The sequence below is a fragment of the Accumulibacter sp. genome (assembly GCF_029255285.1).
In the GTDB taxonomy this organism is placed as follows: domain Bacteria; phylum Pseudomonadota; class Gammaproteobacteria; order Burkholderiales; family Rhodocyclaceae; genus Accumulibacter.
In genome coordinates, this window is sequence record NZ_JAPUVI010000030.1 from 55,497 (window position 1) to 79,806 (window position 24,310).

The following is a 24,310-nucleotide window of genomic DNA, read 5'->3' on the forward strand; positions in this document are numbered from 1 at the left end:
GAAAGATGCGCGGCGGCTGGCTCAGGCCGTGACCGGTGCGCGCGCTTTGCGGATTTCGGCGAGAACGGTCATCGCCGAATCCTCGATCCGGGTTCCTGGCCCGAAAATGGCTTTGGCGCCCGCCTGGTAGAGAAAGTCGTAGTCCTGCGCCGGAATGACGCCGCCGGCGAAGACGATGATGTCGTCGGCCCCTTGATCCTTCAGCGCCTGGACGAGCGCGGGGAGCAGCGTCTTGTGGCCGGCGGCGAGCGACGACACGCCGACGGCATGGACGTCGTTCTCTATCGCCAGACGGGCCGCTTCTTCCGGCGTCTGGAAAAGCGGTCCGACGTCGATGTCGAAACCGAGATCCGCGAAGGCGGTGGCCACTACCTTGGCGCCGCGGTCGTGGCCGTCCTGGCCAAGCTTGGCGATCATGATCCGCGGCCGGCGGCCTTCCTCGTCGTTGAACTTGGCGATCTCGGACTTCAGTGCCTCCCAGCTCGACAGGCCGTCGACGACCGCGCCATAGACGCCGGAAACCGTCTGCTGCGTGGCGCGGAAGCGGCCGAACACCTTCTCCATGGCGTCCGAAACCTCGCCGACGGTGGCGCGCAGGCGCATGGCCTTGACCGCGAACTCGAGCAGATTTCCGTCGCCGGTTTCGGCGCAACGCGTCAGGTCGGCCAGCGCCGCGTTGACCTGGTCGCTGTCGCGGGTGCTGCGGACTTGCTTGAGGCGAGCGATCTGCGATTCACGGACAGCGTTGTTGTCGATGTCGCGAATGTCGATCGTGTCTTCCTTGGCCAGCTTGTATTTGTTGACGCCGACGATCACGTCCTTGCCGGAATCGATGCGCGCCTGTTTGTCGGCCGCGCAGCCTTCGATCTTCATCTTCGCCCAGCCCGATTCGACGGCGTGCGTCATGCCACCCATGGCCTCGACTTCCTCGATGATCTTCCAGGCTTCGTCGACCAGATCCTGCGTCAGCTTTTCCATCATGTACGATCCGGCCCACGGATCGATGACATTCGTGATGTGCGTTTCCTCCTGAATGATGAGCTGTGTATTGCGTGCGATGCGGGCCGAGAACTCGGTCGGCAGGGCAATCGCTTCATCCAGGGCATTGGTGTGCAGCGACTGGGTACCGCCGAACACGGCGGCCATCGCTTCGATCGTCGTGCGCACGACATTGTTGTAGGGATCCTGTTCGGTCAGCGACCAGCCGGAGGTCTGGCAGTGCGTGCGCAGCATCATCGACTTGGCGCTTTTCGGCGAAAACTCCTGCATGACCTTCCACCAAAGCAGGCGCGCCGCGCGCAGCTTGGCCACCTCGAGGTAGAAGTTCATGCCGATGGCGAAGAAGAACGACAGGCGGCCGGCAAATTCGTCGACGTCGAGGCCGGAAGCGAGCGCCGTTTTCACGTACTCGCGGCCGTCGGCGATGGTGAAGGCAAGTTCCAGCGCCTGTGTCGCACCGGCTTCCTGCATGTGGTAACCCGAAATCGAGATCGAGTTGAACTTCGGCATGTGGTGCGCGGTGTAGCCGATGATGTCGGAAATGATCTTCATCGACGGCTTCGGTGGATAGATATAGGTGTTGCGAACCATGAACTCCTTGAGGATGTCGTTCTGGATCGTTCCCGAAAGCTTGTCCTGCGGTACGCCTTGCTCTTCAGCGGCGACGATGTAGCCAGCCAGAATCGGCAGAACGGCGCCGTTCATCGTCATCGACACCGAGATCTTCTCGAGCGGGATGCCGTTAAAGAGGATCTTCATGTCTTCGACTGAATCGATCGCCACGCCGGCCTTGCCGACGTCACCGGTAACGCGCGGATGATCGGAATCGTAGCCCCGATGGGTGGCCAGGTCGAAGGCGACCGAAACGCCCTGGCCACCGGCCGCCAGCGCCTTGCGATAGAAAGCGTTCGAGGCTTCGGCGGTGGAGAAGCCGGCGTACTGGCGAATGGTCCACGGACGCACGGCATACATCGTTGCTTGCGGGCCGCGGACGAAGGGCGCCAGACCGGGCAAGGTATCGGTGTACTCCAGACCTTCGATGTCGGCCTTTGTATACAGTGGCTTGACGACGATTCCTTCGGGCGTGACCCAGTTCAGGGCTTCGACCTGACCGCCGGGAGCCGATTTGGCGGCAGCCTTTTTCCAGGCTTCGAGATTTGCAGGGACTAAGGGCGCAGCTTTGTTCGCGTTGGACATGACGGAACCTTTCACGAAATCTGTGGAGTGGAGGCGGCGCTTCCGCCTTCTACGCAAGAATCATACCTGTCTGGAGAGTCATGTCGAATCACGGGAATCTGAAACGCTTGACACTCCGCCTGCCGAATAATACTGTATCCATAATTATGAAAGCAAGGTCCGATGGGGGCTTCGCACAGGTCGGTGAGAAAGGATCAATGGCTCCGAGTCGTATAGCCCAGACAGCGTTGTATCAGGAAGTTGCCGAAAGGTTGCGGCAGCGGATTTTTGCCCATCAGATACCGCCGGGAACGCGTATCGACGAGCAGGCACTGGCGATCGACTACGGCATCAGCCGGACCCCGTTGCGTGAGGCGCTCAAGGTGCTGGCCTCGGAAGGTTTGGTGACGCTGCGGCCGCGTCGAGGTTGTTTCGTGACCGAAATTTCGGAACAGGATCTCGACGAAATTCTGCCGCTGATGGCCATGCTCGAAGGCCGCTGCGCGCTCGAAGCGGCGCAGCGGGCGCAAGCCGCCGAAATCGTCAGGCTCGAATCGATCCACCGGCAACTCGAGCGCTTTGCCGAGGGCAACCAGATCGAACGCTTCTTCGAGGCCAACCAGGAGTTTCATTCCCTGATTCAGGAGATGGCCGGCAACCGCTGGCTGCGCCAGGTGATCCAGGACTTGCGCAAGGTGCTCAAGTTGACGCGTCTGTTGTCGCTGAGCATCGACGGTCGCCTCGAACAGTCGCTGATCGAGCATCGCACCATTCTGGCGGCGATCAAGGCCGGCGACGGGCCGCGCGCGCAGACGGCGATGCACGATCACATCCTCTCGGTCCGCCGGGCTCTGGTGCGGAGCTTGGCGCAGCATGAAGTGATGGCGTGAGCGGCCATATCGTCTGGGCTCGCGAGTCGGCGATCGCCACCATCACACTGGTCAATCCGGGCAAACGCAATGCCCTCGACTTCGCGATGTGGCAGCAGTTGGCCGAGATTGCCGGCCGACTGTCGAAGGACGACCAACTCCGTTGTGTGGTCGTGCGCGGTGATGGCGACCAAGCTTTCGCGGCTGGTGGCGACATTGCGGAGTTCCTCAGCCAGCGCGATACGCTCGATCGCGCCATGGCCTACCACGCGCAGGCAGGAGCCGCCTTGCAGGCGCTCTACGACTGCCGCCCGCCGACCATCGCGCTCATACAGGGGTCTTGTATCGGTGGTGGGCTGGAGATCGCTGCGCAGTGCGACCTGCGCATTTGCGGTGCTTCAGCCCGCTTCGGGGCGCCGATCAACCGGCTCGGCTTTTCGATGTATCCCGGTGAAATGCAGGCCTTGCTGCGTCTGCTCGGGCCGGCGACGATGCTCGAAATCCTTCTCGAAGGCCGCCTCCTCGACGCCCAGGAGGCACTCCTCAAGGGACTCGTGACGCGCCTGGTGGCCGATGCCGAGGTGGTCGATGAGGCCTATGCCACGGCGCGTCGCATCTGCGCCGGCGCGCCGTTGGTTGCGCGTACGCACAAGCAGTGGATACGCCGTCTGCAACAGCCGTCGCCACTGAGCGACGAAGAGCTGCGAGCGTCGTTCGCCTTTCTCGACACCGAGGACTACCGCGAAGGTCTGGCGGCATTTCTCGAGAAACGTCAGCCGCACTTCCGGGCGTGCTGAGTCGCGGTTTCAGGCGAAAAGACTCCACAGCATTTTCACGGCGAGCCCGATCAGAACGACTGCGAACAGACGTTTCAGCGTCGCTACGGGCAGGCTGTGCGCCAACCGGGCGCCAAGCGGCGCCATCAACATGCTGGACGGGACCAGCCAGACGAGGGCCGGCAAATAGATGTAGCCCAGGCTCCACTCCGGCAGCCCGGGATGCCCCCAGCCGTTGTAAAGGTAACCCAGCGAACCGCCGATGGCGATCGGAAAACCGATCGCGGCCGATGTCCCGATGGCGTGCTGGACGCGCACGTTGCACCAGGTCAGGAAAGGCACCGTCAGAGAGCCGCCGCCGATGGCGACCAGCGCCGAAACGGCGCCTATCCCGGCGCCGACGGCGAAGACACCGCGTGCGCCGGGCAGTTCGCGCGACGGCTTGGGCTTCAGATTCAGCAGCATCTGCAGCGCGACGAGGCAAACGAAGGCGGTGAAGAAGACGGCCAGCGGCTTGGCCGGGACACTCGATGCGAACAGCGTACCGGCCAGGGTGCCGAGGAGAATCCCCGGCGTGATCTGGCCGACGACGCGCCACAGTACGGCGCCGTGTCGGTGGTGGGCGCGCAAGCTGGCCAGGGCGGTGAACAGGATGGTGGCCATCGATGTGCCGAGCGCGAGATGAAGTACCTCGGAAGCCGGGACGGCCGCCTGCGCGGCGAACATCATGGTCAGCGCGGGAACCATGACCAACCCGCCGCCGATGCCGAGCATGCCGGCGAAGCAACCGGTGAATAGGCCCAGGGCGACATAGGCCAGCGACCAGAGCAATTCGAACCCCCGAACACGGCTGCCAGAAGGCCGTTATCATCCCACGATTCCGCTTGCGCGTGGCTGCTCCGAGCGAAAGCTCGTAGACGCGGCAAGGAGCGCCTTCCGTCGCCTCAGCGGGTGAAAATTTCTGCCAGCACGCGGTTTACTCCGACTCGCCAGTCGGGCAGCTCGACGGCGAAGGTATGGCGCAATTTGTCGGTAGCCAGACGCGAATTGTGCGGGCGTTGGGCTGGCGAGGGCCAGGCACTGGCCGGTACGGCTTCGATCGCGGTCGGGATGACGCGCGTCCCCCGGCCGGCCAGGCGCGCCTGCTCGACGATGTGACAGGCATAGCCGTGCCAGCTGGTTTCGCCACTGGCGGCGAGGTGATAGAGTCCGGCCAGGTGAGGCTGCCGCTGCACTTCGCGAACGGCGTGCGCGGTGACGTCGGCGATGAGTTCGGCGCCAGTCGGGGCGCCGATCTGATCGGCCACGACTCGCAGGTGATCGCGTTCGGCTGCCAGGCGCAGTATTGTCCGGACGAAGTTGTTGCCGCGGGCCGCATACACCCAACTGGAGCGGAAGATCAGGTGCTTGGCCCAACGGCTGACGGCCTGCTCGCCCGCCAGCTTGGTCTGCCCGTAGACGCTGAGTGGTCCGGTGGCATCGTTTTCACGCCAGGGGATTTCGCCGCTGCCGTCGAACACGTAATCGGTCGAGTAATGAACCAACCAGGCACCGAGGCGGCGGGCTTCGTCGGCCAGAACAGCGGGCGCCAGCGCGTTGATCGTGCGCGCCAGTTCCGGTTCCGACTCGGCCCGGTCGACGGCGGTATGAGCGGCGGCATTGACGATGACGTCCGGCGCCACTTCGCGCACACCAGCGGCCAGTCCGGCGAGATCGGTAAAATCACCGCCTGTCTGGCCATCGCCCTGCGCATCGAGAGCGATCAGCACGCCAAGTGGCGCCAGGCTGCGCTGCAGTTCCCAGCCGAGCTGACCACGTTTGCCGAAGAGCAGCAGTTTCAGCGGTCGCGCTCCCCGTAGTTCTTGTCGACCCAATCGCGATAGGCGCCGGACAGCACGTCGCTGATCCAGTCCGGGTTGTCCAGATACCAGAGAACCGTCTTGCGAATCCCGGTCGCGAAAGTCTCCGCCGGTCGCCAGCCCAGTTGGCGGGCAATCTTGCGGGCGTCGATGGCGTAGCGCCGGTCGTGTCCCGGGCGGTCGGCGACGCGGGTGATCTGCTCGGAGTAGGGTTTGCCGTCAGATCGCGGGCAGAGTTCGTCGAGCAGGGCGCAGAGCGTGTGCACGATCTCGAGGTTGGGTTTTTCGTTCCAGCCGCCGACATTGTAGGTCTCGCCAGGGTCGCCAGCCTCGAGAATGCGGCGGATCGCCGCGCAGTGGTCCTCGACATAGAGCCAGTCGCGAATCTGCCGGCCGTCGCCATAAACCGGCAGAGGTTTTCCGGCCAGGGCATTGACGATCATCAGCGGAATCAGTTTCTCCGGGAACTGGTAGGGGCCGTAGTTGTTGGAACAGTTGCTGGTCAATACGGGCAGACCGTAGCTCTGATGGTAGGCGCGCACCAGATGATCGCTCGCCGCTTTGCTGGCCGAATAGGGGCTGTTCGGCCGATAGCGATGGTTCTCGTCGAAGGCCGCTTCGTCGGGCGCCAGCGAACCGTAGACTTCGTCTGTCGACACGTGCAGAAAACGGAAGCGGCGCGCCGCTTCGGCCGGCAGATGCTGCCAGTAGCCGCGTGCGGCTTCGAGCAGACGGAAGGTGCCGACGATATTGGTCTGGACGAAGTCTTCCGGGCCGTGAAGCGATCGATCGACGTGCGACTCGGCGGCGAAATGAACGACCGCCCGTGGCTGGTAGCGCGCCAGCAGGCCGCTGATCAAAGGCAGGTCGTTGATGTCGCCGTGCACGAAAACGTGTCGCGGGTCGTTGCCCAGAGAGCAAAGGTTCTCGCGATTGCCGGCATAGGTCAGCTTGTCGAGGTTGATGATCGCTTCGTCGCTGTGAGCCAGCCAGCCGAGAACAAAATTGGCGCCGATGAAGCCGGCGCCACCTGTAACCAGAATCATGTCGCGATGCTTTCAGGGGATTCGTCGGCCGCTCGAGGTTTCGGTCGGCCGGCGGCTTCGGTCTACCTGCCGTAACTGTCTTGCAAGCGAACGATGTCATCCTCGCCAAGGTAGCTGCCGGACTGGATTTCGACGATTTCGAGGTCGATCTTGCCCGGATTCTCGAGCCGATGAACGACACCGAGCGGGATATAGGTCGACTGGTTCTCGGACAGCAGCAGCGATTCGTCACCGCGCGCGATCATCGCCGTTCCCTTGACGACAACCCAGTGTTCGGCGCGGTGATGGTGCTTCTGCAGGCTGAGGCTGGCTCCCGGTTTGACCAGGATGCGCTTGACCTGATAGCGCGGGCCAGTCGCCAGACCCTCGTAGCTGCCCCACGGGCGGTGCACGATGTGGCGGAACTCGGTCTCGCCGCGGGCGCCGAGTTTCAGCTCGGCGACCAGCGTCTTCACGTCCTGAGCTTTCGACTTGTCCGCCACCAGTACCGCGTCGGGCGTAGCGATGACGATCAGGTTGCGGACGCCGACCGTGGTGAGCAGGCGTCCTTCGGACAACAGCACGCAGTTTTCCGTATCGACGCTGTGTACGTCGCCCCGTTCGGTATTGCCGTTGCGGTCGGCCAGGCCGAGGGTGGCAAGCGCGTCCCAGGCACCGATGTCGTTCCAGCCGGCATCGAGCGGAATGACGACGCCACGGTCGGTTTTCTCCATCACCGCGTAGTCTATCGAGTCGGACGGGCTGGCAACGAACGCGTCGCGGTCGAGGCGCAGGAAATCGAGATCGTGCTGCGCGTTGGCCAGGGCGGCTACGATCGACTGCCGAATTTCCGGCGCGAAACGTTCGAGTGCCTCGAGGAAGCTGTCAGCACGAAACATGAACATGCCGCTGTTCCAGTAATAATCTCCGCAACTCAGGTAAGTCTGCGCCGTCTTGGCGTCGGGTTTCTCGACGAAACGGTCGAGAACGTAGCCGCCGACCACCGGCTCGCCGCGGCGAATATAGCCGTAACCCGTTTCCGGTCGGTCAGGCACCACACCGAAGGTAACGAGAGCGCCGGAGAGAGCGTGCGGAATGGCCGCCCTGACGGCGTCCTGCAAGGCCCCGACGTTGGCGATCACGTGATCGGAAGGCAGCACCAGGAGGAGGGTCTGCGCCGGGTCGCCTGCCGCGCTCAGGCTGTGCAAGGCGGCTGCCGCAACGGCCGGCGCCGTATTGCGGGCGGCGGGTTCGAGCAGAATGTCGGCCCGTAGTCCGATCTCGAGAAGCTGTTCGGCGACCAGGAAACGGTGGCTATCGTTGGCGACGGCGATGATGCGGGCGAGGCCCGGCAGCCCTTCGAGTCGGCGCAAGGTGTTCTGGAGAAGCGAAAACTCGTCCGCCAAACGCAGAAACTGCTTGGGGTAATGCGTTCGCGAGAGCGGCCACAAACGGGTCCCCGAGCCTCCGCAAAGGATGACCGGGCGAATCACAGGCAAGTTCATGTGCAGTGTCTCCAGGAGATTGGGCGCGCCGGAACGAGGGTTCGGGAGGCGGGATTATAGCGTCTCGCCGTGATCTCCTATAATGGGCGTCCATTTGCTTGCCGCCCGACTCACCGACCCTGACCGACCGATGCGCATCCTACTGGTAAAGACTTCGTCGCTCGGTGATGTAATCCACAACCTGCCAGTGGTCAGCGATTTGCGACGCATTTTTTCCGACGTGCGGATCGACTGGTGCGTCGAGGAGAGCTTTGCCGACCTTCCTCGCCTCCACCCGGCTGTCGACCAGGTCGTTCCCGTTGCCCTTCGGCGTTGGCGCAGGAAGCTCGGCCGTCTGACGACCTGGCGGGAAATTGGCGCCTTCCGACGGCGAATCTCGGCCGAGCGATACGACGTCGTGCTCGACACCCAGGGCCTGCTGAAGAGCGCGCTGATCACCCGGCTGGCGCGCGGCCGACGTTGCGGCTATGCGGCGGAGGCGGCGCGCGAACCGCTGGCGGCGCGCTTCTACGATTCCACTTTCGTCATTCCTCGCCCGGTGCATGCCGTCCAGCGCAACCGGTGGCTGGCCGCCGCCGCATTCGACTATCCGATCGATCTGCCGCTCGACTACGGAATCGTAGCGCCGGAAATCGATATCGCTTGGCTGGCGGATGACCGACTGGTCGTCCTGTTGACGGCGACCAGTCGTGACGACAAGCTGTGGGACGAACGGCTCTGGTGTGGCGTGGCGCGGGCGATGTGCGAGCGCGGCCTGACGCCGGTTCTGCCGGCCGGCAACGCCAGCGAACGTCAGCGTAGCGAGCGCATCGCGGCCACCGTCGCCGGGGCGGTCGTGGCACCACCGCTGAGCTTGCCGCAAGTCGCCGCACTGATCGCTCGAGCCCGGTTGACGATCGGTGTCGATACCGGTCTGGCGCATCTCGCGGCGGCTCTCGGCGTGCCGGTCATTGCGCTTTACGTGGCGACCGATCCGGCACTGACCGGCGTCTACGGAAGCGGTTTTGTCCGCAATCTCGGGCGCAGCGGCGCGCCGCCGACGCTCGCCGAGGTGCTTGCCGTTGCCGATCTGGCGTTGCGCTGATGTGGCTTTGGCTGTATTCGTTAGTCTTCTACCTGGTCATGCCGCTCGTCTGGCTGCGCCTATTGTGGCGCGCGCGCCGACAGCCTGAGTATCTGCAGCGGCTGGGCGAGCGGCACGGTTACTACGCGGCTTTTTCGCCAACGCCGCTGATCTGGGTGCACGCGGTTTCGGTCGGCGAAACGCGCGCTGCCGAACCTTTGGTCGAAGCCTTGCTGCGGCAGTATCCGGGGCATATCCTGCTGCTGACTCACATGACGCCGACCGGCCGGGCAAGCGGTGGCGAACTATTGGCGAGACACCCATCGAGGCTGATGCAGGCCTACCTGCCGTACGATCTGCCCGACGCTTGTGCTCGCTTTCTCGATCACTTCCAGCCGCAAGTCGGCCTGCTGATGGAAACCGAAATCTGGCCCAACCTGATTGCCGCGGCCGGACGACGCCGACTGCCCCTGGCCTTGGTCAACGCGCGTCTTTCTGCACGCTCGCTGGGTGGCTACAGCCGGCTGAAGACGCTGATCGGGCCGGCACTGGCGTCGCTGAGCGCCGTTGCTGCACAGAGTGCGGCCGACGCCGAACGCCTGCGCCAACTCGGCGCCAACGACATCAGCGTGAGCGGCAACCTGAAGTTCGATGTCGTACCGTCTCTGGAAAAGCTTCAGCTCGGCGCGGGTTGGCGGCAAGCGCTGGGCAGTCGACCGGTTTGGCTGGCGGCGAGCACGCGCGACGGCGAAGAGGCGTTGATCCTCGATGCTATTGACACACTGGACGTTCCCGGGCTGCTGCTGGTGCTGGTCGCCCGCCATCCGCAGCGCTTTGCGGAGGTCGCCGAACTGCTTCGTGTACGGGGTTTGACGTTCTCGCGCCGCAGCGACGAGACGTTACCGGACATCCGGACGCGGGTCTGGCTGGGTGACAGTATGGGCGAGATGGCGGCCTACTACGCCCTCGCGGACCTGGCGCTGATCGGCGGTACGCTGCTTCCGTTCGGCGGCCAGAATCTGATCGAAGCGGCGGCGTGCGGCTGTCCGGTGCTGCTCGGTCCGCACACCTTCAATTTCGCCCAGGCAAGTGAAGACGCCATCGCTTGCGGCGCGGCGCACCGGGTGCCTGACGCCGGCCGGGCGGCGCTGGTCGTAGGCGAACTGTTGCGTGACCGACAGCGCCTGGGGCAGATGCGCGTGGCCGCGGTGCGCTTCAGCGAAGCCCATCGTGGCGCTACCGAACGGACCGTGGCACTGGTCCGGCGTCTTATGGAGCTTCGAACAGCGTATTGATCGTTTCGAGATCGGTTTCGGCAAGCGAACCGACTGCCGCCTTGAGCTTGAGTTGCGAAAGCAGCGTGTTGAAACGGGCCCGTGCCAGGTCGCGCCGGGTGAGGTAGACCTGATTTTCGGCATTGAGGACGTCGATGTTGATGCGTACTCCGACCTCGTAACCGAGCCGGTTCGAGTCGAGCGAACTGAGGCTGGAAACCAGCGCGGCTTCCAGCGCCTTGACTTCGGCCAGACCATTGACGACGCCCAGGTAAGCCTGGCGGGCATTCAGTGCGGCGTTTCTCCGAGCGCTATCGAGGGTCGCGCGTTCGGCATCGCGCCTGGCGAGTGCTTCGCGCGTACGCGAATTCACTGCGCCGCCCTGAAAAATCGGGATAGTGAGCTGTAGGCCGACTTGCCGGGTGGTGGTGTCTACTTCGCCGAGACCGAACTGACCGGGACCATTGTTGGTCCCGTAGTTGGCGACGACATCCAGCGTCGGATAATGGCCAGCCCGCGTGATATCGACCGCCTTGCCCGCAGCCTCGGCCGCGGCCTGCTGTGCCTGGACGATAAGACTGTCGCGTTCCGCGGCCTCGACCCAGGGCTCCATGCTCGCCGGTTGCGGGGCTTCCATGACTGCCTTCGCCTTCAATCGATTCAAATCTCCGGGATCCTTCCCGACCAGCACGCCAAGCGCGTAGCGTTTGACTTCGAGTTCGTTTACGGCGGCAATTTCCTGCGCCGTCGCCAAGTCAAAGCGCGACTGGGATTCGTAGGTATCGGTGATCGTCGCCGTACCGACCTCGAAATTCTTCTTCGCCTGGGCCAGTTGCTGGCCGATTGCCGATTTGTTGGCCTGAACGGCGCGCAGATTCTCTATCGCGACCAGAACATCGAAATAGGCTTGGGCGACACGGAGAATCAGATCTTGTCCCGCCTGAGCGAAAGTGGCTTCGCTCTGCATGACCAGCAACTTAGATTGGTCGTACTGCACGAAATTCTGCCAGCGGAACAGTGGTTGCGTCAGGTTGACGCTGTAAGCGTTGCTGTTGTACTTGTTCCGGTAGAACGCCTTGCTGGTATCGAGCTTGACGTCGTAGCTCGTGTCGTTCCAAAAGGTGTTGCCGGTCGCGCCAAGCGTCGGCAGCAGGCCAGCCAGAGCCTGTGGCTGTTTTTCGCGTCCGGCTTCGGCCGTTGCTCGGGCAGCCGCATACTGAGCGTCATGGGCCAGCGCAGCGCGATAGACCTGCAGCAGGTCGGCGGCGTACGACGGGAAGACCGCGCAGAGGGCCAGCAACAGGAGGCTCGACTTGCGGACACCGGATTTCAGAGACATGCCGCTAGCTCACTTTCGGTACTTGGAGATTGCCCGGTCCGGGTCGCGCTCAGGCCAAGGCTCCCCGCAAGCTTGTCGATCGCAACGCGCCGTTGACGTCAGAACACGAAACGCTGGCGCTGGCGGGTTTTAAGTGGTGCGACTACAGTTTCGAACAGATTGATCGTGTTGAACGCCTTGTCGTCGGTGCGCGTGATGAGTTTTGTCTCCATCACTGGAGGCTCGCCGATGAAGGCCACCAATCGTCCACCAACCTTCAGTTGTTGCAAAAAAGCATCGGGCAGTTCGGGCAGCGAACCCGAGATGACGATTACGTCATAGGGCGAAGGTCCCGACCAGCCTTGCGACGCATCGCCGGTTTCCACGCTGACGTTGGCGATACCGGCCTGCCGCAGGTTTTGCCTGGCCGCGGCAGCCAGTTCGGGATCGATCTCTACGGTATAGACGTACTCCCCCTGCGATGCCAGCAGCGCGGCCATATAGCCGCTGCCGGTGCCGACTTCGAGAACGACATCGGTCGCCTTGACGCTGACTTCCTGCAATACGCGGGCATCGATTTTTGGCGGCAGCATGGTCTGACCCTTGCCAATCGGCAGTTCGAGGTCGGCAAAGGCGAGTGCCCGATGGGCCACCGGGACAAAATCCTCCCGTTTCACCGCCGCTAGCGCCTCGAGTACTTCGGGATCAAGCACTTCCCAAGGGCGAATCTGTTGCTCGATCATGTTGAAACGAGCCCGTTCCATATCCATTTTCAGCGCCGACATGACATTCCCCGTGACAATCGTAATATTAGCACAATCTAATATATTGTGCCTGTGGCAAAATTATACCGTGTATTAGCCAGGGGCCGCGCAAGTTGGCCTCGACAGCGCGGGCTCGACGTGTCGGCGAAAAAAAACGGCGCCCCGAGGGGGCGCCGCTTGGCGGGCCATCCCCTATCGCACTGAGATCACGCAGCGAGACCTTTGATCTGCGCCGAGAGCCGGCTCTTGTGGCGCGATGCCTTGTTCTTGTGAATGATGTTCTTGTCCGCGATACGGTCGATCACCGACACCGATTCCTGGTAAATGGTCTGGGCAGCCGCTTTGTCGCCCGCCACGATTGCTTTCTGCACACGCTTTACCGCTGTGCGCAGCGTCGAGCGCAGGCTGGCGTTGTGGGCGCGTTGCTTGACGGCTTGACGGGCCCGCTTGCGAGCTTGTGCGCTATTGGCCATGAATGTTGGTTCCTGTAAAAGCGGATGAATAGGTAGAAAGGCGCGGATTATAATGGCTGCCGCACGCCGGCGCAATACCTTGCCGAGTCTGGAACGGTGTCCGATTTCGTCGAAGCGGTGACAAAGTGTCTGATTCGTAGCGTCGTCCAGCCGACGAAAATTGTGTTAACCGAAACGGGCGCCGAAGCGCCCGCTGACCTGATGGCTGGTAAAAAATGATCAGAAGCTGTGGCGGATACCCGTTCCGAAGGTGTAGTTGGTCTCGCCGGCCGCGCCGATACCCGTACCGTCGCCAGCAACCTGCGTCTGCACCGGAATGGAGTACTTGTCGTTGTTGAAGTAGGTGTAAGCGGCGTACAGGGCCGTGCGCTTGGACAAGTTGTACTGGTACATGGCGCCCCAACCCCAGCTGTCGCCATCCGGTGCACCCTTTCTATCCAGAGAGAGCTTGCCGTAGCTCAGGCCAAAAACGCCGTTGCCGATCGGCGCGCTGAGCCCCAGGGTCCAGATCTTGTTGTCGTCGAGAAAACCCACGCGGTTTTTGTCGTCCAGCGCCTGGTAGCTGGCGTAGGCTTTGACGACCTTGAAATCCCAACTGCCGCCGACATACCATTCGTTGATGTCGTCGCCCAGACCGACCAAGCCGGGAATCGGGCGCGGGAGGCCAAGAGTGACGTTCTGACGGCTCTGGTAAACCGCGTCGAGATTGATCGGGCCGTTGGCATAATTGAGCCCGAGGCCGATCTTGCCGTTGTCCGAAGTGGAAACCAGCTTGTCGTTGAAGCCGCCAAAGCTGTCGCCGGTCTCGCCGAAACCGTAGATCGCGCTAATCGTGAAGCCCGAAAGATTGTTGCTGGTGTAGGCGATCGAGTTGTTGTAGCGCGCCGGGCTGTTGGGCGTGATGGAGTTGCCCGCATAAACGCTGAGGTTCGACTGAATGCTCATGTCGGTCGCTTCGAGGGCGTCGTTGTTGGCGGTGGCGTTGAAGCCGGGTGCGTACTGACGGCCAAGCGAAACCGTGCCGAAGTTGCTGGCCAGGCCGACGAACTGCTGGCGAGCATTGAGGCCACCCGTTCCGACGCCTTGGTTGACGTCCATACTGAGTCCGTACTCGAGCGTGAACACGGCCTTCAGGCCGTTGCCCAGGGCCTCCTCGCCTTTGAAGCCGAGACGGTTGCCGGAGGTGATACCGTTGGCGATGCCGCTGAAGACGTTCTTGCCGGGAATCTTGATGCCGAGAGCGTCACGTCCGGCATTGCCGGCACTGTAAACATAGCCGAGGTCGGCGACGCCGTAGACAGTCACGTTCGTCTGTGCCAGCACCGCGCTGGAGGCCATGCCGGTGACGGCTAGGGCGATGAGTTTCTTGTTCATGTGCGTCATCTCCTGAAAGGCTAAAAAAAGGTTTTGGAAATCTTTGCCGCCTCAACTTGCCAAGTATCGGAACGAATCGGCGAACGCTGAGGCGAATTTTCGCAAGCCAAGCGCAGATAGGCAACATTCATTGGTGTCAGCGGCGCAGGAGGCAGCGAATTGTTGCGGGAATGTGACATCTGCCGACGAGCGGGCCGGCTGGCCGGCCTTTCCGGGTCGTCGCGCGATCTGCGGATGTGCTGCACCAGAAGAAACACACCGCGCCGCAAACAGAGAAAGAGGCTAGACGTAAACGAAAAACGGGCGCCGAAGCGCCCGTTGTAACGACTAAGCGACGGATGTCGGATTAGAAAGCGTGACGAATGCCCGCCAGGAAAGTCTGGTTGCTCTGACCAACCGCGCCAACGCCATTGACCGGGCTGAAGCTGCCGTTGGTGTTGAGAGGAGCGAAGCTTTGATCGTCGTTGTCGACCCAGACATAGCCGGCGTAGAGGGTGGTCCGCTTCGACAGGCTGTGGGTGTAAGCGATGGCGGCCGAGTCTGTGTTGCCGTCGAAGAACCGGTTGACATCCCAACGGTTCTGGGCATAGCCCAGATGAATGTTGCCGTTGCCGACCGGAATGACGGCACCAACCGACCACACCTGGTTGTCGAGGTTGGTGACGTTCTTGTCGTTCTGTTCCTGATAGCTGGCCATCAGCTTGAGGAATTTGAGATCGAAGCTGCCGCCGATGAACCATTCCTCGATGTCGTCCAGACCTGCGACATTCTGGCGGACCTGGTAGAGAGCGTCGACGTTGAAGGCGCCGGTGGAGAAGTTGGCGCCCAGACCCCAGCGGCCGTTGTCGGTGGTCGACGTCAGCTTGTCGTTGAAGCCGCCGAAGCCGTCGCCGGTTTCGCCGAAGGAGTAGATCGCCTTACCGGTGAAGCCGCCCCAGTTCGGGGTGGTGTAGGTGACGGCGTTGTCCCAGCGGGCGCCGGAGTTCGGGGTGATGGTGTTGCCCGCCTGGGCGGTCAGGAAGGACTGCGGCGCAAACAAGGCGCCGGCGAAGGCGTCGTTTCTGGCGCTGGCGTCATAACCCGGAGCATATTGACGACCGAGGGCGACCGTACCGAAGCCGCCGGACAGGCCGACGAATTGCTGGCGAGCATTCAGGCCACCGGTGCCGACGCCGGTGTTGTTGTCGATGGTCAGCCCGTATTCGAGGGTGAAGATGGCCTTCAGGCCATTGCCCAGAGCTTCTTCGCCCTTGAAGCCGATACGCGAACCGCTCAGCAGGCCGGAAGCGATACCGCTGAACTTGTTGGTGCCGGGAACGAAGTCGTCACCCCAGCTATAGACATAGCCGGCATCGGCAATGCCGTACATCGTGACGTTGGTCTGGGCAAGAGCCGTGCCCGAGGCCAGACCGGCAACTGCCAGTGCGATGAGTTTCTTTTGCATGGTGAATCTCCTCTAGGTTTGAGATCGGTGAAGCCACCTGCCGCTCCACCAAACTGGACCTCTCGAAAAAGAAACGAGAAGTTGGGGCGATTCTGGCAAACGACATTGGCCGGAGCAAGTGCTGGGAGAGCTTTCGCTGTTGGCGACCACGGGTTTGTTGGTTTTTTGCTACAGGCCTGGGCGTTCTGTCCCGCGAGCGCATAGCCACGGCGCTTCAGCCGGCGTGCGTCCCTGAACTACCACCCAGCCCGCCGGCCGAAGTCCAAGCGCGGGCGCGCGTCGCCAGGCTGTGGGGTCAAGAAAACACTTCGGCCAGCGCCGCGCCGGGTTCGGCGGCGCGCATGAATGCTTCGCCGACCAGAAAGGCGTTGACGCCGTGCTCGCGCATCAAGCGCACATCCGTGCTGGCCAGGATGCCGCTTTCGGTGACGACGATACGCTCGGCGGGGACGGCCGACAGCAATTCGAGGGTCGTTCGCAAGCTGACCTCGAAAGTGCGCAGGTTCCGGTTGTTGATGCCGATCAGGGGCGTCGCGAGTTGCAGGGCGAGGTCGAGTTCCTGGCGGTCATGCACTTCGACGAGGACGGCCAGGCCGAGGCTGTGGGCGATGGCTTCGAAGTCGCGCATGGTCGGCAGGTCGAGCGCGGCGGCGATCAGCAGGATGGCGTCGGCCCCCATCGCGCGCGCTTCGTGGACCTGGTAGGCGTCGACCAGAAAGTCCTTGCGCAGGGCCGGCAAGCCGCAGGCGGCGCGGGCCGCGCCGAGATACTCCGGTGCGCCCTGGAAGAAAGCACGGTCGGTCAGCACCGACAGGCAGGCAGCGCCATGCCGCTCATAGCTGGCGGCGATGTCGGCCGGGCGAAAGTCGGTCCGCAGGACTCCCCGCGATGGGCTGGCCTTCTTGATTTCGGCGATGACCGCCGGCTGGCCGGCGGCGATACGCTGACGCAGCGCGCCGACGAAATCGCGCGCCGCCGGCTGACGCTCGGCCGCGGCGCGCACTTCGGCCAGCGGCTGGGTCGCCTGTGCGGCCGCGATTTCGTCACGCTTGACGGCGAGGATACGCGCGAGGATGTCGCTCACGACGAGCTGGCCTTCGGCGGCGTCAGACCGCCTTCACGGCGGCCGGCCGGCGCTTCCGCGCCGACTGCGCGCCGCGCCGGAGAAGCCGCAGCGGCACTGGCGCGCGGACTGTGGTCGTCGAGTAGCGGGAAGACCATGCGCAATGCCGGTGCTCGCTGGGTGTCGTTCAGGCCGAAAAACGTCGTGTATACGCCACGAACTCGTCCAGCTTGGCGCGCGCGGCACCCGAGGCGATGGCCTCGAAGGCCCGGTCGACACCGTCGGCCAGCGTCGCGGCCAGCCCGCTGACGTAGATGCTGGCGCCGGCGTTCAGTGCGACGATGTCGCGCGCGGCGCCGCTTCGGTTCTCCAACGCGGCGAGCAGCACGGCTTTCGATTCCTCGACGTTGGCGACGCGAAGGACGCGCGGGTCGTGCACCGGCAGGTTGAACTGTTCAGGGTGAATCGTGTACTCGTCGACCCGGCCGTTCTTCAGTTCGCCGACCAGCGTTTCACCGGAAATCGAGATTTCGTCGAGACCCTCGCGGCCGAAAACGGTCAGCGCGTGCGAGCTGCCAAGCCGCTGCAGGACCCGCACCTGGATGCCGACCAGATCGGGATGGAAGACGCCGAGCACCTGATTGGCCGCGCTGGCCGGGTTGGTCAGCGGGCCGAGGATGTTGAAGAGGGTGCGCACGCCCAGTTCGCGACGCACCGGCGCGGCGTGCTTCATGGCGCTGTGGTGGTTGGGCGCAAACATGAAGCCGATGCCGGTTTCGTCGATGCTGCTTCCGACCTGCTCCGGCGCCAGGTTGATGTTGGCGCCGAGCGCTTCGAGAACGTCGGCGCTACCCGACTGAGAGGATACCGAGCGGCCGCCATGCTTGGCGACGCGGGCGCCGGCGGCGGCGGCGACGAACATCGCCGCGGTCGAGATGTTGAAAGTCTGCGCACCGTCGCCACCGGTGCCGCAGGTATCGACCAGGTGGGCGCGGTCGCCGACCACCACCTTGGTCGACAACTCACGCATCACCTGCGCCGCGGCCGAGATCTCGCCGATCGTTTCCTTCTTGACACGCAGGCCGACGATGATCGCCGCGATCATGACTGGCGAGACTTCGCCGCTCATGATCTGGCGCATCAGCGAAACCATCTCGTCATGGAATATTTCGCGGTGTTCGATGACCCGCGTCAAGGCCTCCTGCGCTTTCATTGGGCATGCTCCTCGAGGAAGTTCTGCAACAGATCATGGCCATGCTCGGTGAGAATCGACTCCGGGTGGAACTGTACTCCCTCGACGGCCAAGGTGCGGTGGCGCAAGGCCATGATCTCGCCGTCGTCGGTCCACGCGGTCACTTCCAGGCAGGCCGGCAGCGATTCGCGCTCGACGGCCAGCGAATGATAACGCGTGCAGGTCAAGGGATCGGGTAGCCCGCGGAAAACGCCCCGATCGCGGTGATGCACCGGTGAAACCTTGCCGTGCATCAGTTGGCGGGCGTGCACGACGCGGCCGCCGAAGGCCTCGCCGATTGCCTGATGACCGAGGCAAACCCCGAGCAACGGAATCTTGCCGGCAAACTCGCGAATTGCGGCGAGCGAGATTCCAGCCTGAGCGGGCGTACAGGGGCCCGGGGAAATCACCAGTACGGCTGGTTCGAGGCGAGCGATCTGGCCGAGGCTGATGGCGTCGTTGCGGAATACCTGGACTTCCTGCCCCAATTCGCCGAAATACTGAACGAGGTTATAGGTGAAGGAATCGTAGTTATCGATCATGAGCAGCATAAATGGGCCAACCACTTGAAAGTACTGTGCATCGCCGATATCAACCGGAGTTCTTGCCCGGTAACTTATCCGGTTATTGATTCGCTGCCGCAGCCAGGGCAGAAAAACATGCCGGCCCCCGAAGACCGGCATTGTCGCACCGCACAAGCTGTCGGGCAAGGAGACGGCCGGCCGGGACGGTCAGCCGCCCGCCCGATGGGCGTTGGCGTCCGAGGCCGATAACGATTGCCGGTGGCGGGGCTCCATGGAGTGCGCACGTCGGCGCTATACTCGCGAGGTGGCGCCGCGACTGGCGCGGGTGGGACGAGGGAATTGGCCGATGCGATCGCGTGACCGGAGTTTCTGGGTATGGGCGGAGGCGCTTGATCTGCTCCAGGGCGGCGAGCAATGGCCGCGCCGTTGCTTTCGCCTCGAAACCCTGCAGCCCGTGCCCTGCTGGGCGCCAGCGGTGGACCTGTACGAAGACGGCGACGAACTCAGGGTGCTGATCGCTTTGCCGGGCGTCAGTGCGCGGCAGATCGAGGTCGTGCTCGACGAAACCGGACTGACGGTGCGCGGCGAGCGACCAATGCCCTCGACCTCTCCGCACGTCACCATCCATCGCCTCGAGATTCCCTACGGCAGGTTCGAGCGCCGGATCGCGCTGCCGCCCGGAAGCTACCGGGTGCACCGGCAATTCTTCGAGGACGGCTGTCTGGCCCTCGTCCTGCGCCTGCTTTGAAGCCAAGGAGTGATGCGAGCATGGCAAACGACGGCGCCGAACGGAACCGCGAGCGGGGCGCGCGGGGGACTGGCAGCTTGATCGTGCCGGAAGAGGCGCTGGCCATCGTTCCGGTACGCAACGTCGTGCTGTTTCCTGGCATGATCCTGCCGCTGACGATCGGTCGCGAACAGCCGATCCTGGCCGCGCAGCAGGCGGCGAAGACGGACCGGCCGGTGGGCATTCTTCTGCAGCGTGATGCCGAGGTCGAGGAGCCGGGTTCCGACGATCTCTGTCTGGTCGGTACGGTGGCCAACATCCTGCGCTACGTGACCTTGCCCGACAACACGCACGTCATCGTCTGCCAGGGTTTGCAACGCTTTCGCGTCGCCGAGTACTTGCCGGGCTATCCTTTCCTGGTAGCGCGCATCGGTCGCGTCGATGAATCCGAGGCGACTGACAGTGAGATCGAGGCGCGCTCCATCCAGCTTCGGGAGCGGGCGCTCGAAGTCCTGCGCTTCCTGCCGCAGGTTTCTCAGGAACTGGTCAGTGCGGTCAGCAACATCGCTCAGGCCGGGGCGCTGGCCGATCTCGTGGCGAGTGTTGCCGAAATCAAGATCGCCGAGCGGCAGCAGGTACTCGAGACCCTGGACCTCAAGCGGCGGCTCGATCTGGTGCTCGATTGCCTGCGCCGGCGCCTCGAGGTGCTGCGTCTGTCGCGCGAGATCGACGAACGCACCAAGGCCAGCATCGACCAGCATCAGCGCGAATACCTGCTGCGCGAGCAGTTGAAATCGATCCAGAAGGAACTCGGCGAAGGCGACGCTGGCAACAGCAGCGAGATCGCGTCGCTGCGCAAGGCGATAGGCGAGGCGCAGATGCCCGACGAGGTGGCGACTCAGGCGAACAAGGAGGTCAAGCGCCTCGAGCGGATGGCCGACGGTTCGGCCGAATATTCGATGATCCGCGCCTACCTCGACTGGCTGATCGAGTTGCCGTGGCGGGAACCCGAGCCTGACCGCATCGAGATCGCCGAAGCACGGCGCATCCTCGAGGCCGACCACTTCGGACTCGACCAGGTCAAAAAACGGATCATCGAGTTTCTCGCCGTGCGCAAGCTCAATCCGGGCGGCCACGGCCCGATCCTTTGTTTTGTCGGACCGCCCGGCGTCGGCAAGACCTCGCTCGGCCAGTCGATCGCCAGGGCGCTCGGGCGGAAGTTCGTGCGCGCCTCGTTGGGTGGCTGTCACGATGAAGCCGAAATTCGCGGCCATCGCCGTACCTACATCGGCGCCTTGCCCGGCACCATCATCCAGTCGATCCGCAAGGCGGGCTCGCGCGGCTGTGTGATGATGCTCGACGAGATCGACAAGCTGGGCAGCGGGATCCAGGGCGATCCCTCGGCGGCCTTGCTCGAGGTGCTCGATCCGGAACAGAACAACAGTTTTCGCGACAACTATCTGGCCTTGCCCTACGATCTCTCGCGCATGCTCTTCATCACCACCGCGAACGTGCTCGACAATATTCCCGGACCGCTGCGTGACCGGATGGAGATCATCCACTTGCCCGGCTATACGCAGGAAGAGAAGCGCGAGATTGCGCGACGCTACCTGCTCGGCCGCCAGATTGCCCAGAATGGCCTGCGCCCTGGACAGATCGAATTCTCTGACGCCGCGCTGACGGCGATCATCCGCGACTACACGCGCGAAGCCGGCGTGCGCTCGCTCGAACGACAGATCGGCGCGCTTTGCCGGCGCGCCGCGGTGAACATCGCCGAGGGGGTGGCGAACGCGATGCGGGTCGAGGAGAGCGATTTGGCGGCGATCCTCGGACCCAGCAAGTACGACAACGAGGTCGCGCTGCGTACCGGCGAGGCCGGCGTGGCGACCGGACTGGCGTGGACGCCGGTGGGTGGCGACATCCTGTTCATCGAAGCCAGCCGCACCAGCGGTGATGGCAAGCTGATCCTCACCGGGCAACTCGGCGAGGTGATGAAAGAATCGGCGCAGGCGGCGCTGACGCTGGTCAAGACGCGTGCGGCGAGCCTCGGCCTGGGCGCCGGCAGTTTCGACAAGATCGACGTCCATGTTCACGTTCCGGCGGGAGCGATTCCGAAAGACGGTCCGAGCGCGGGGCTGGCGATCTTCATCGCGCTGGCCTCGCTCTTCGTCGAGCGCCCCGTGTGCAACGATATCGCGATGACCGGCGAGATCAGCCTGCGTGGCCTGGTCTTGCCGGTTGGCGGGATCAAGGACAAGGTGCTCGCCGCCTTGCGGGCCGGAATCGCGCGCGTCATGCTGCCGGCCAGGAACCGGCGGGATCTCGATGAAGTGCCGGCGGAGGCGAAGGAACGGCTCGACTTCGTTTTCGTCGACCATGTCGACGATGCGGTGCGCCATGCGATGCCGCAATGAGGCCCTTGGCGGCGAGCCTGGCTGGGCCGTCCAGCCGGCCGCCGGGTAGCGACCTTGCCCGTTGCACGAGGCGATAGGAGGCGTACATGAGAACGAAGGATCTGTTTTTGGCAGCCGGTCTGTCGCTGCTCGGCGCGGTGGTCGGCCTGCCGTCGCCGGTGCGCGCCGGCGAGGTCATTCACGTCAGTGCGGGGATTGGCGACGACGACGCGATCGAGGTCGAGATGATGCGTCGCCTGCACAACCTGCAACTGATCTTTGCCGCGCAAGGCAGCGGATCGTATCTGGCCGACGTCCGGGTCGCGATCTACGACGCCACGGAAGGGAAGGTGTTGGCGGCAGTCTCGCCGGGCCCGCTGTTCTTCGCCACGCTGCCCTCGGGGCGTTACCGGATCGAGGCCGAATTCCGGGGCCGCTGGCTCAGCCGGACGACCAGGATCGCGCCGGTGGGTCGGCGGGATCTCTATTTCTACTGGCCGAGCGATTAGCCTGCCGGGCTGGCGGGCGACGACGGTCGGCGGGTGAATCAGCGGGTGGCTATCTGCTCGAAGCCGGGGCGCGTGCCGAGTTCGCCGGCGTTGCCTTCCTGGCAGACGACCCGATCGACGCGCGCCATCGACGGTCCGCGCTGGGCCCAGACGAGCAACGCGTCCACCGCCTCGGCCGGCCCGCGGACGAGCGCTTCGACCGTGCCGTCGCGCCGATTGCGTACCCAACCGGAGAGGCCGAGCCTTTGCGCTTCGCTACACAGCGACCAGCGATAGCCGACGCCCTGGACCCGGCCGCTGATGCGCAGATTCCGGCAGATTTCTTGCTCCAATTTGCCCCCGGGTGGTCTATCCGACGGCGCTCAGGTGGCCGTTACTGGCATAATCGTCGTCCATGAGAAGAAGAATTTCAAGGGAATTCTCGCGCCAGACCCCGTCGCTGCGTGCGTCCATCGCCGGCCGATGCTGAAAACGCTGCTCTTGCTGCCGCTGCTCGGCGCCGCGCTGCTGTCCGTGCTGCCGACGCGCAGCGTCGATCTGATGCGCTACGCGGCCAGCCTGGTCGCCGCGGCGACCATGGGCTGCGCCTTCCTGTTGGTGGCCAGTTTCGACCCCTCCGGCGCCGAGTTCCAGTTCTTCGAAACGCGGCCATGGAATCCGCGTGTCGGCTCCAGTCTGGCGCTCGGCGTGGATGGCATTTCCTTGCCGATGATCGTTCTGGCGACCGTTCTGAGTTTCGTCGCCATTTTCTCGTCGACCGGTATCCGCAGCGGCGCGCGGCTCTATTTCTCACTCTTGCTGGCGCTGGAAAGCTCGCTCCTGATCGTGTTCACCGCGCGTGACTGGTCGTTGTTCTATGTCTGCTGGGAGTTGACGCTGATTCCGCTGTTCTTCCTGATCGACCGCCTCGGCGGACCCAACCGGCATCGGGCCGCGCTCAACTTCGTGCTGTACACGCTCGGCGGCTCGGTGTTCATGCTGATTGCCTTGCTGTTGCTGTACGACGTGGCTCCCGGACACAGTTTTGCCATGGCCGACATGGCGGCCGGTGGCGCGCAGTTGCCGGCGCCAACGCAAGTGCTCATTTTTCTTGGCTTGCTGCTCGGTTTCGGCGTCAAGATGCCGATCGTCCCCTTGCACGGCTGGCTGCCGCTGGCGCACGTCGAAGCGCCGAGCCCGATCTCGATCCTGCTGTCGGGGATTCTCCTCAAGATGGGCGCCTACGGGCTGCTTCGCGCCGCCGCCACACTGCCGGCGGCGGTGCGCGCGCTGCAGGACGGGCTGGCGGTGCTGGCGCTGATCAGCCTGCTCTACGGTGCCGTACTCGCCTGGCGGCAGACCGATCTCAAAGCGATGATCGCCTACTCGTCGATCTCGCACATGGGCATCGTGCTGCTCGGCGTCGCGTCACTCAACCCGGCCGGCCTGAGCGGCGCCGTGACGCAGATGGTCGCGCACGGGCTGGCGGCGGGGCTGTTGTTCCTGCTCGTCGGCTTGCTCTACGAGCGCACGCACACGCGTGAGCTCGGGGACTACGGTTCGCTGAATCGCAGCGCGCCGCGTTTCGCCGTTTGCATCGCCTTTACGTTGCTCGCCTCGGTCGGCCTGCCGGGCAGTGCGGGTTTCGTCGCCGAACTGCAGGTACTGGTCGGCGCTTATCGCCGCTGGGGTGGCTGGCTGGCGATCGTGTCGCTCGCCGTCCTCATCTCGGCGGCCTACGCCCTGCGCGCGATCCGCTGCCTGACGAGCGACCGCGAACGGCCGGCCGCCAGCGCGCCGGCGGCTGTCGGCGGCTTCCCCGACCTCAGCCGAGGCGAGGCTGTGACGGCCGGCCTGCTGAGCCTGGGAATCGTCGCCATCGGCGTCTATCCGGCACCGCTGCTCGCCCTGATGGCGGCGTCGATGGCCCGGCTGGCGCAACAGCTTGGCGTCTGAGTCGGTGCC

The 24,310-nt window shown here is 63.9% G+C and carries 22 protein-coding genes; 8 read left to right on the plus strand and 14 right to left on the minus strand.

Annotated features, from left to right (window positions below):
* Positions 1–21 precede the first annotated feature (21 nt).
* Positions 22–2,196 carry a methylmalonyl-CoA mutase gene (scpA, locus tag Q1M07_RS05115; RefSeq protein ID WP_300451614.1) on the minus strand — a complete coding sequence of 725 codons (2,175 nt, stop codon included), beginning with the start codon at positions 2,194–2,196 and terminating at the stop codon, positions 22–24.
* A 197-nt stretch (positions 2,197–2,393) separates the two neighbouring features.
* Between scpA and Q1M07_RS05120 the strand changes: the two genes are divergently transcribed.
* Both Q1M07_RS05120 and Q1M07_RS05125 read left to right on the plus strand, forming a co-directional pair.
* On the plus strand, positions 2,394–3,065 hold the full coding sequence (locus Q1M07_RS05120; protein WP_300451617.1) for a GntR family transcriptional regulator: 672 nt from the start codon (positions 2,394–2,396) through the stop codon (positions 3,063–3,065).
* Positions 3,062–3,841 carry an enoyl-CoA hydratase-related protein gene (locus Q1M07_RS05125; protein WP_300451620.1) on the plus strand — a complete coding sequence of 260 codons (780 nt, stop codon included), beginning with the start codon at positions 3,062–3,064 and terminating at the stop codon, positions 3,839–3,841. Before Q1M07_RS05120 ends, Q1M07_RS05125 begins: the two co-directional genes overlap by 4 nt.
* 9 nt (positions 3,842–3,850) lie before the next feature.
* Here the strand turns inward: Q1M07_RS05125 and Q1M07_RS05130 are convergent, their stop codons facing one another.
* The 4 genes from Q1M07_RS05130 to Q1M07_RS05145 all read right to left on the minus strand — a co-directional run bounded on the left by Q1M07_RS05130 (position 3,851) and on the right by Q1M07_RS05145 (position 8,209).
* Entirely contained in the window at positions 3,851–4,651 is an 801-nt protein-coding gene (locus Q1M07_RS05130; RefSeq protein WP_300451623.1) for a sulfite exporter TauE/SafE family protein, read from the minus strand.
* 113 nt (positions 4,652–4,764) lie between these two features.
* Entirely contained in the window at positions 4,765–5,661 is an 897-nt protein-coding gene (gene rfbD, locus Q1M07_RS05135) for a dTDP-4-dehydrorhamnose reductase (protein WP_300451689.1), read from the minus strand.
* Positions 5,658–6,725 carry a dTDP-glucose 4,6-dehydratase gene (gene rfbB, locus Q1M07_RS05140; protein WP_300451626.1) on the minus strand — a complete coding sequence of 356 codons (1,068 nt, stop codon included), beginning with the start codon at positions 6,723–6,725 and terminating at the stop codon, positions 5,658–5,660. The genes rfbD and rfbB overlap by 4 nt, the downstream gene beginning before the upstream one ends.
* Positions 6,726–6,787: 62 nt before the next feature.
* Positions 6,788–8,209 (minus strand): mannose-1-phosphate guanylyltransferase/mannose-6-phosphate isomerase, encoded by a 1,422-nt coding sequence (locus tag Q1M07_RS05145; RefSeq protein ID WP_300451629.1) that lies wholly within the window; start codon positions 8,207–8,209, stop codon positions 6,788–6,790.
* Between the two features lie 130 nt (positions 8,210–8,339).
* Here Q1M07_RS05145 and waaC point away from each other — a divergent pair, with 130 nt between their 5' ends.
* Both waaC and waaA read left to right on the plus strand, forming a co-directional pair.
* On the plus strand, positions 8,340–9,293 hold the full coding sequence (gene waaC, locus Q1M07_RS05150) for a lipopolysaccharide heptosyltransferase I (protein ID WP_300451632.1): 954 nt from the start codon (positions 8,340–8,342) through the stop codon (positions 9,291–9,293).
* A complete protein-coding gene (gene waaA / locus Q1M07_RS05155) occupies positions 9,293–10,567 on the plus strand; it encodes a lipid IV(A) 3-deoxy-D-manno-octulosonic acid transferase (protein ID WP_300451635.1) in 1,275 nt (424 codons plus the stop codon). The genes waaC and waaA overlap by 1 nt, the downstream gene beginning before the upstream one ends.
* On the opposite strand, the gene Q1M07_RS05160 is transcribed toward waaA, so the two are convergent.
* The 8 genes from Q1M07_RS05160 to Q1M07_RS05195 form a co-directional block, all read right to left on the minus strand.
* Positions 10,542–11,885: a TolC family outer membrane protein gene (locus Q1M07_RS05160; RefSeq protein WP_300451638.1), complete on the minus strand. Its 1,344-nt coding sequence runs from the start codon at positions 11,883–11,885 to the stop codon at positions 10,542–10,544. The genes waaA and Q1M07_RS05160 overlap by 26 nt on opposite strands.
* A gap of 98 nt (positions 11,886–11,983) precedes the next feature.
* Positions 11,984–12,649, minus strand: a complete 666-nt coding sequence (locus tag Q1M07_RS05165) for a protein-L-isoaspartate O-methyltransferase (protein ID WP_300451641.1) — start codon at positions 12,647–12,649, stop codon at positions 11,984–11,986.
* A gap of 185 nt (positions 12,650–12,834) precedes the next feature.
* A complete protein-coding gene (rpsT, locus tag Q1M07_RS05170) occupies positions 12,835–13,101 on the minus strand; it encodes a 30S ribosomal protein S20 (protein ID WP_300451643.1) in 267 nt (88 codons plus the stop codon).
* 219 nt (positions 13,102–13,320) lie between these two features.
* The gene (locus Q1M07_RS05175; RefSeq protein WP_300451645.1) at positions 13,321–14,475 is read right to left on the minus strand and encodes a porin; all 1,155 of its coding nucleotides are present in this window, start codon (positions 14,473–14,475) and stop codon (positions 13,321–13,323) included.
* A 346-nt stretch (positions 14,476–14,821) separates the two neighbouring features.
* Positions 14,822–15,919: a porin gene (locus Q1M07_RS05180; RefSeq protein ID WP_300451648.1), complete on the minus strand. Its 1,098-nt coding sequence runs from the start codon at positions 15,917–15,919 to the stop codon at positions 14,822–14,824.
* Between the two features lie 295 nt (positions 15,920–16,214).
* A complete protein-coding gene (trpC, locus tag Q1M07_RS05185; RefSeq protein ID WP_300451651.1) occupies positions 16,215–17,003 on the minus strand; it encodes an indole-3-glycerol phosphate synthase TrpC in 789 nt (262 codons plus the stop codon).
* Positions 17,004–17,169: 166 nt separating this feature from the next.
* Complete coding sequence (trpD, locus tag Q1M07_RS05190; protein WP_300451654.1) at positions 17,170–18,195, minus strand: anthranilate phosphoribosyltransferase; 1,026 nt, start codon at positions 18,193–18,195, stop codon at positions 17,170–17,172.
* On the minus strand, positions 18,192–18,764 hold the full coding sequence (locus tag Q1M07_RS05195) for an aminodeoxychorismate/anthranilate synthase component II (RefSeq protein ID WP_300451656.1): 573 nt from the start codon (positions 18,762–18,764) through the stop codon (positions 18,192–18,194). The genes trpD and Q1M07_RS05195 overlap by 4 nt, the downstream gene beginning before the upstream one ends.
* Before the next feature lie 319 nt (positions 18,765–19,083).
* On the opposite strand from Q1M07_RS05195, the gene Q1M07_RS05200 reads away from it, so the two are divergent.
* The 3 genes from Q1M07_RS05200 to Q1M07_RS05210 all read left to right on the plus strand — a co-directional run bounded on the left by Q1M07_RS05200 (position 19,084) and on the right by Q1M07_RS05210 (position 22,366).
* Positions 19,084–19,485, plus strand: a complete 402-nt coding sequence (locus Q1M07_RS05200) for an Hsp20/alpha crystallin family protein (protein ID WP_300451659.1) — start codon at positions 19,084–19,086, stop codon at positions 19,483–19,485.
* Positions 19,486–19,505: 20 nt separating this feature from the next.
* A complete protein-coding gene (gene lon, locus Q1M07_RS05205; protein ID WP_300451662.1) occupies positions 19,506–21,878 on the plus strand; it encodes an endopeptidase La in 2,373 nt (790 codons plus the stop codon).
* An 86-nt stretch (positions 21,879–21,964) separates the two neighbouring features.
* Positions 21,965–22,366, plus strand: coding sequence for a carboxypeptidase regulatory-like domain-containing protein (locus Q1M07_RS05210; protein WP_300451665.1), 402 nt, complete (start codon positions 21,965–21,967; stop codon positions 22,364–22,366).
* 38 nt (positions 22,367–22,404) lie between these two features.
* Here Q1M07_RS05210 and Q1M07_RS05215 read toward each other — a convergent pair whose 3' ends face one another.
* Positions 22,405–22,698 carry an acylphosphatase gene (locus tag Q1M07_RS05215; RefSeq protein WP_300451667.1) on the minus strand — a complete coding sequence of 98 codons (294 nt, stop codon included), beginning with the start codon at positions 22,696–22,698 and terminating at the stop codon, positions 22,405–22,407.
* Positions 22,699–22,828: 130 nt separating this feature from the next.
* On the opposite strand from Q1M07_RS05215, the gene Q1M07_RS05220 reads away from it, so the two are divergent.
* The gene (locus Q1M07_RS05220; RefSeq protein ID WP_300451692.1) at positions 22,829–24,301 is read left to right on the plus strand and encodes an NADH-quinone oxidoreductase subunit M; all 1,473 of its coding nucleotides are present in this window, start codon (positions 22,829–22,831) and stop codon (positions 24,299–24,301) included.
* Positions 24,302–24,310: the final 9 nt, after the last annotated feature.

Coding starts and splice junctions, on each gene's coding strand:
- scpA (WP_300451614.1), bottom strand. CDS start 2,196: ATGTCCAACGCGAACAAAGCTGCGCCCTTAGTCCCTGCAAATCTCGAA.
- Q1M07_RS05120 (WP_300451617.1), top strand. CDS start 2,394: ATGGCTCCGAGTCGTATAGCCCAGACAGCGTTGTATCAGGAAGTTGCC.
- rfbB (WP_300451626.1), bottom strand. CDS start 6,725: ATGATTCTGGTTACAGGTGGCGCCGGCTTCATCGGCGCCAATTTTGTT.
- Q1M07_RS05145 (WP_300451629.1), bottom strand. CDS start 8,209: ATGAACTTGCCTGTGATTCGCCCGGTCATCCTTTGCGGAGGCTCGGGG.
- waaC (WP_300451632.1), top strand. CDS start 8,340: ATGCGCATCCTACTGGTAAAGACTTCGTCGCTCGGTGATGTAATCCAC.
- waaA (WP_300451635.1), top strand. CDS start 9,293: ATGTGGCTTTGGCTGTATTCGTTAGTCTTCTACCTGGTCATGCCGCTC.
- Q1M07_RS05160 (WP_300451638.1), bottom strand. CDS start 11,885: ATGTCTCTGAAATCCGGTGTCCGCAAGTCGAGCCTCCTGTTGCTGGCC.
- Q1M07_RS05165 (WP_300451641.1), bottom strand. CDS start 12,649: ATGTCGGCGCTGAAAATGGATATGGAACGGGCTCGTTTCAACATGATC.
- rpsT (WP_300451643.1), bottom strand. CDS start 13,101: ATGGCCAATAGCGCACAAGCTCGCAAGCGGGCCCGTCAAGCCGTCAAG.
- Q1M07_RS05175 (WP_300451645.1), bottom strand. CDS start 14,475: ATGAACAAGAAACTCATCGCCCTAGCCGTCACCGGCATGGCCTCCAGC.
- Q1M07_RS05180 (WP_300451648.1), bottom strand. CDS start 15,919: ATGCAAAAGAAACTCATCGCACTGGCAGTTGCCGGTCTGGCCTCGGGC.
- trpD (WP_300451654.1), bottom strand. CDS start 18,195: ATGAAAGCGCAGGAGGCCTTGACGCGGGTCATCGAACACCGCGAAATA.
- Q1M07_RS05195 (WP_300451656.1), bottom strand. CDS start 18,764: ATGCTGCTCATGATCGATAACTACGATTCCTTCACCTATAACCTCGTT.
- Q1M07_RS05200 (WP_300451659.1), top strand. CDS start 19,084: ATGCGATCGCGTGACCGGAGTTTCTGGGTATGGGCGGAGGCGCTTGAT.
- lon (WP_300451662.1), top strand. CDS start 19,506: ATGGCAAACGACGGCGCCGAACGGAACCGCGAGCGGGGCGCGCGGGGG.
- Q1M07_RS05210 (WP_300451665.1), top strand. CDS start 21,965: ATGAGAACGAAGGATCTGTTTTTGGCAGCCGGTCTGTCGCTGCTCGGC.
- Q1M07_RS05220 (WP_300451692.1), top strand. CDS start 22,829: ATGCTGAAAACGCTGCTCTTGCTGCCGCTGCTCGGCGCCGCGCTGCTG.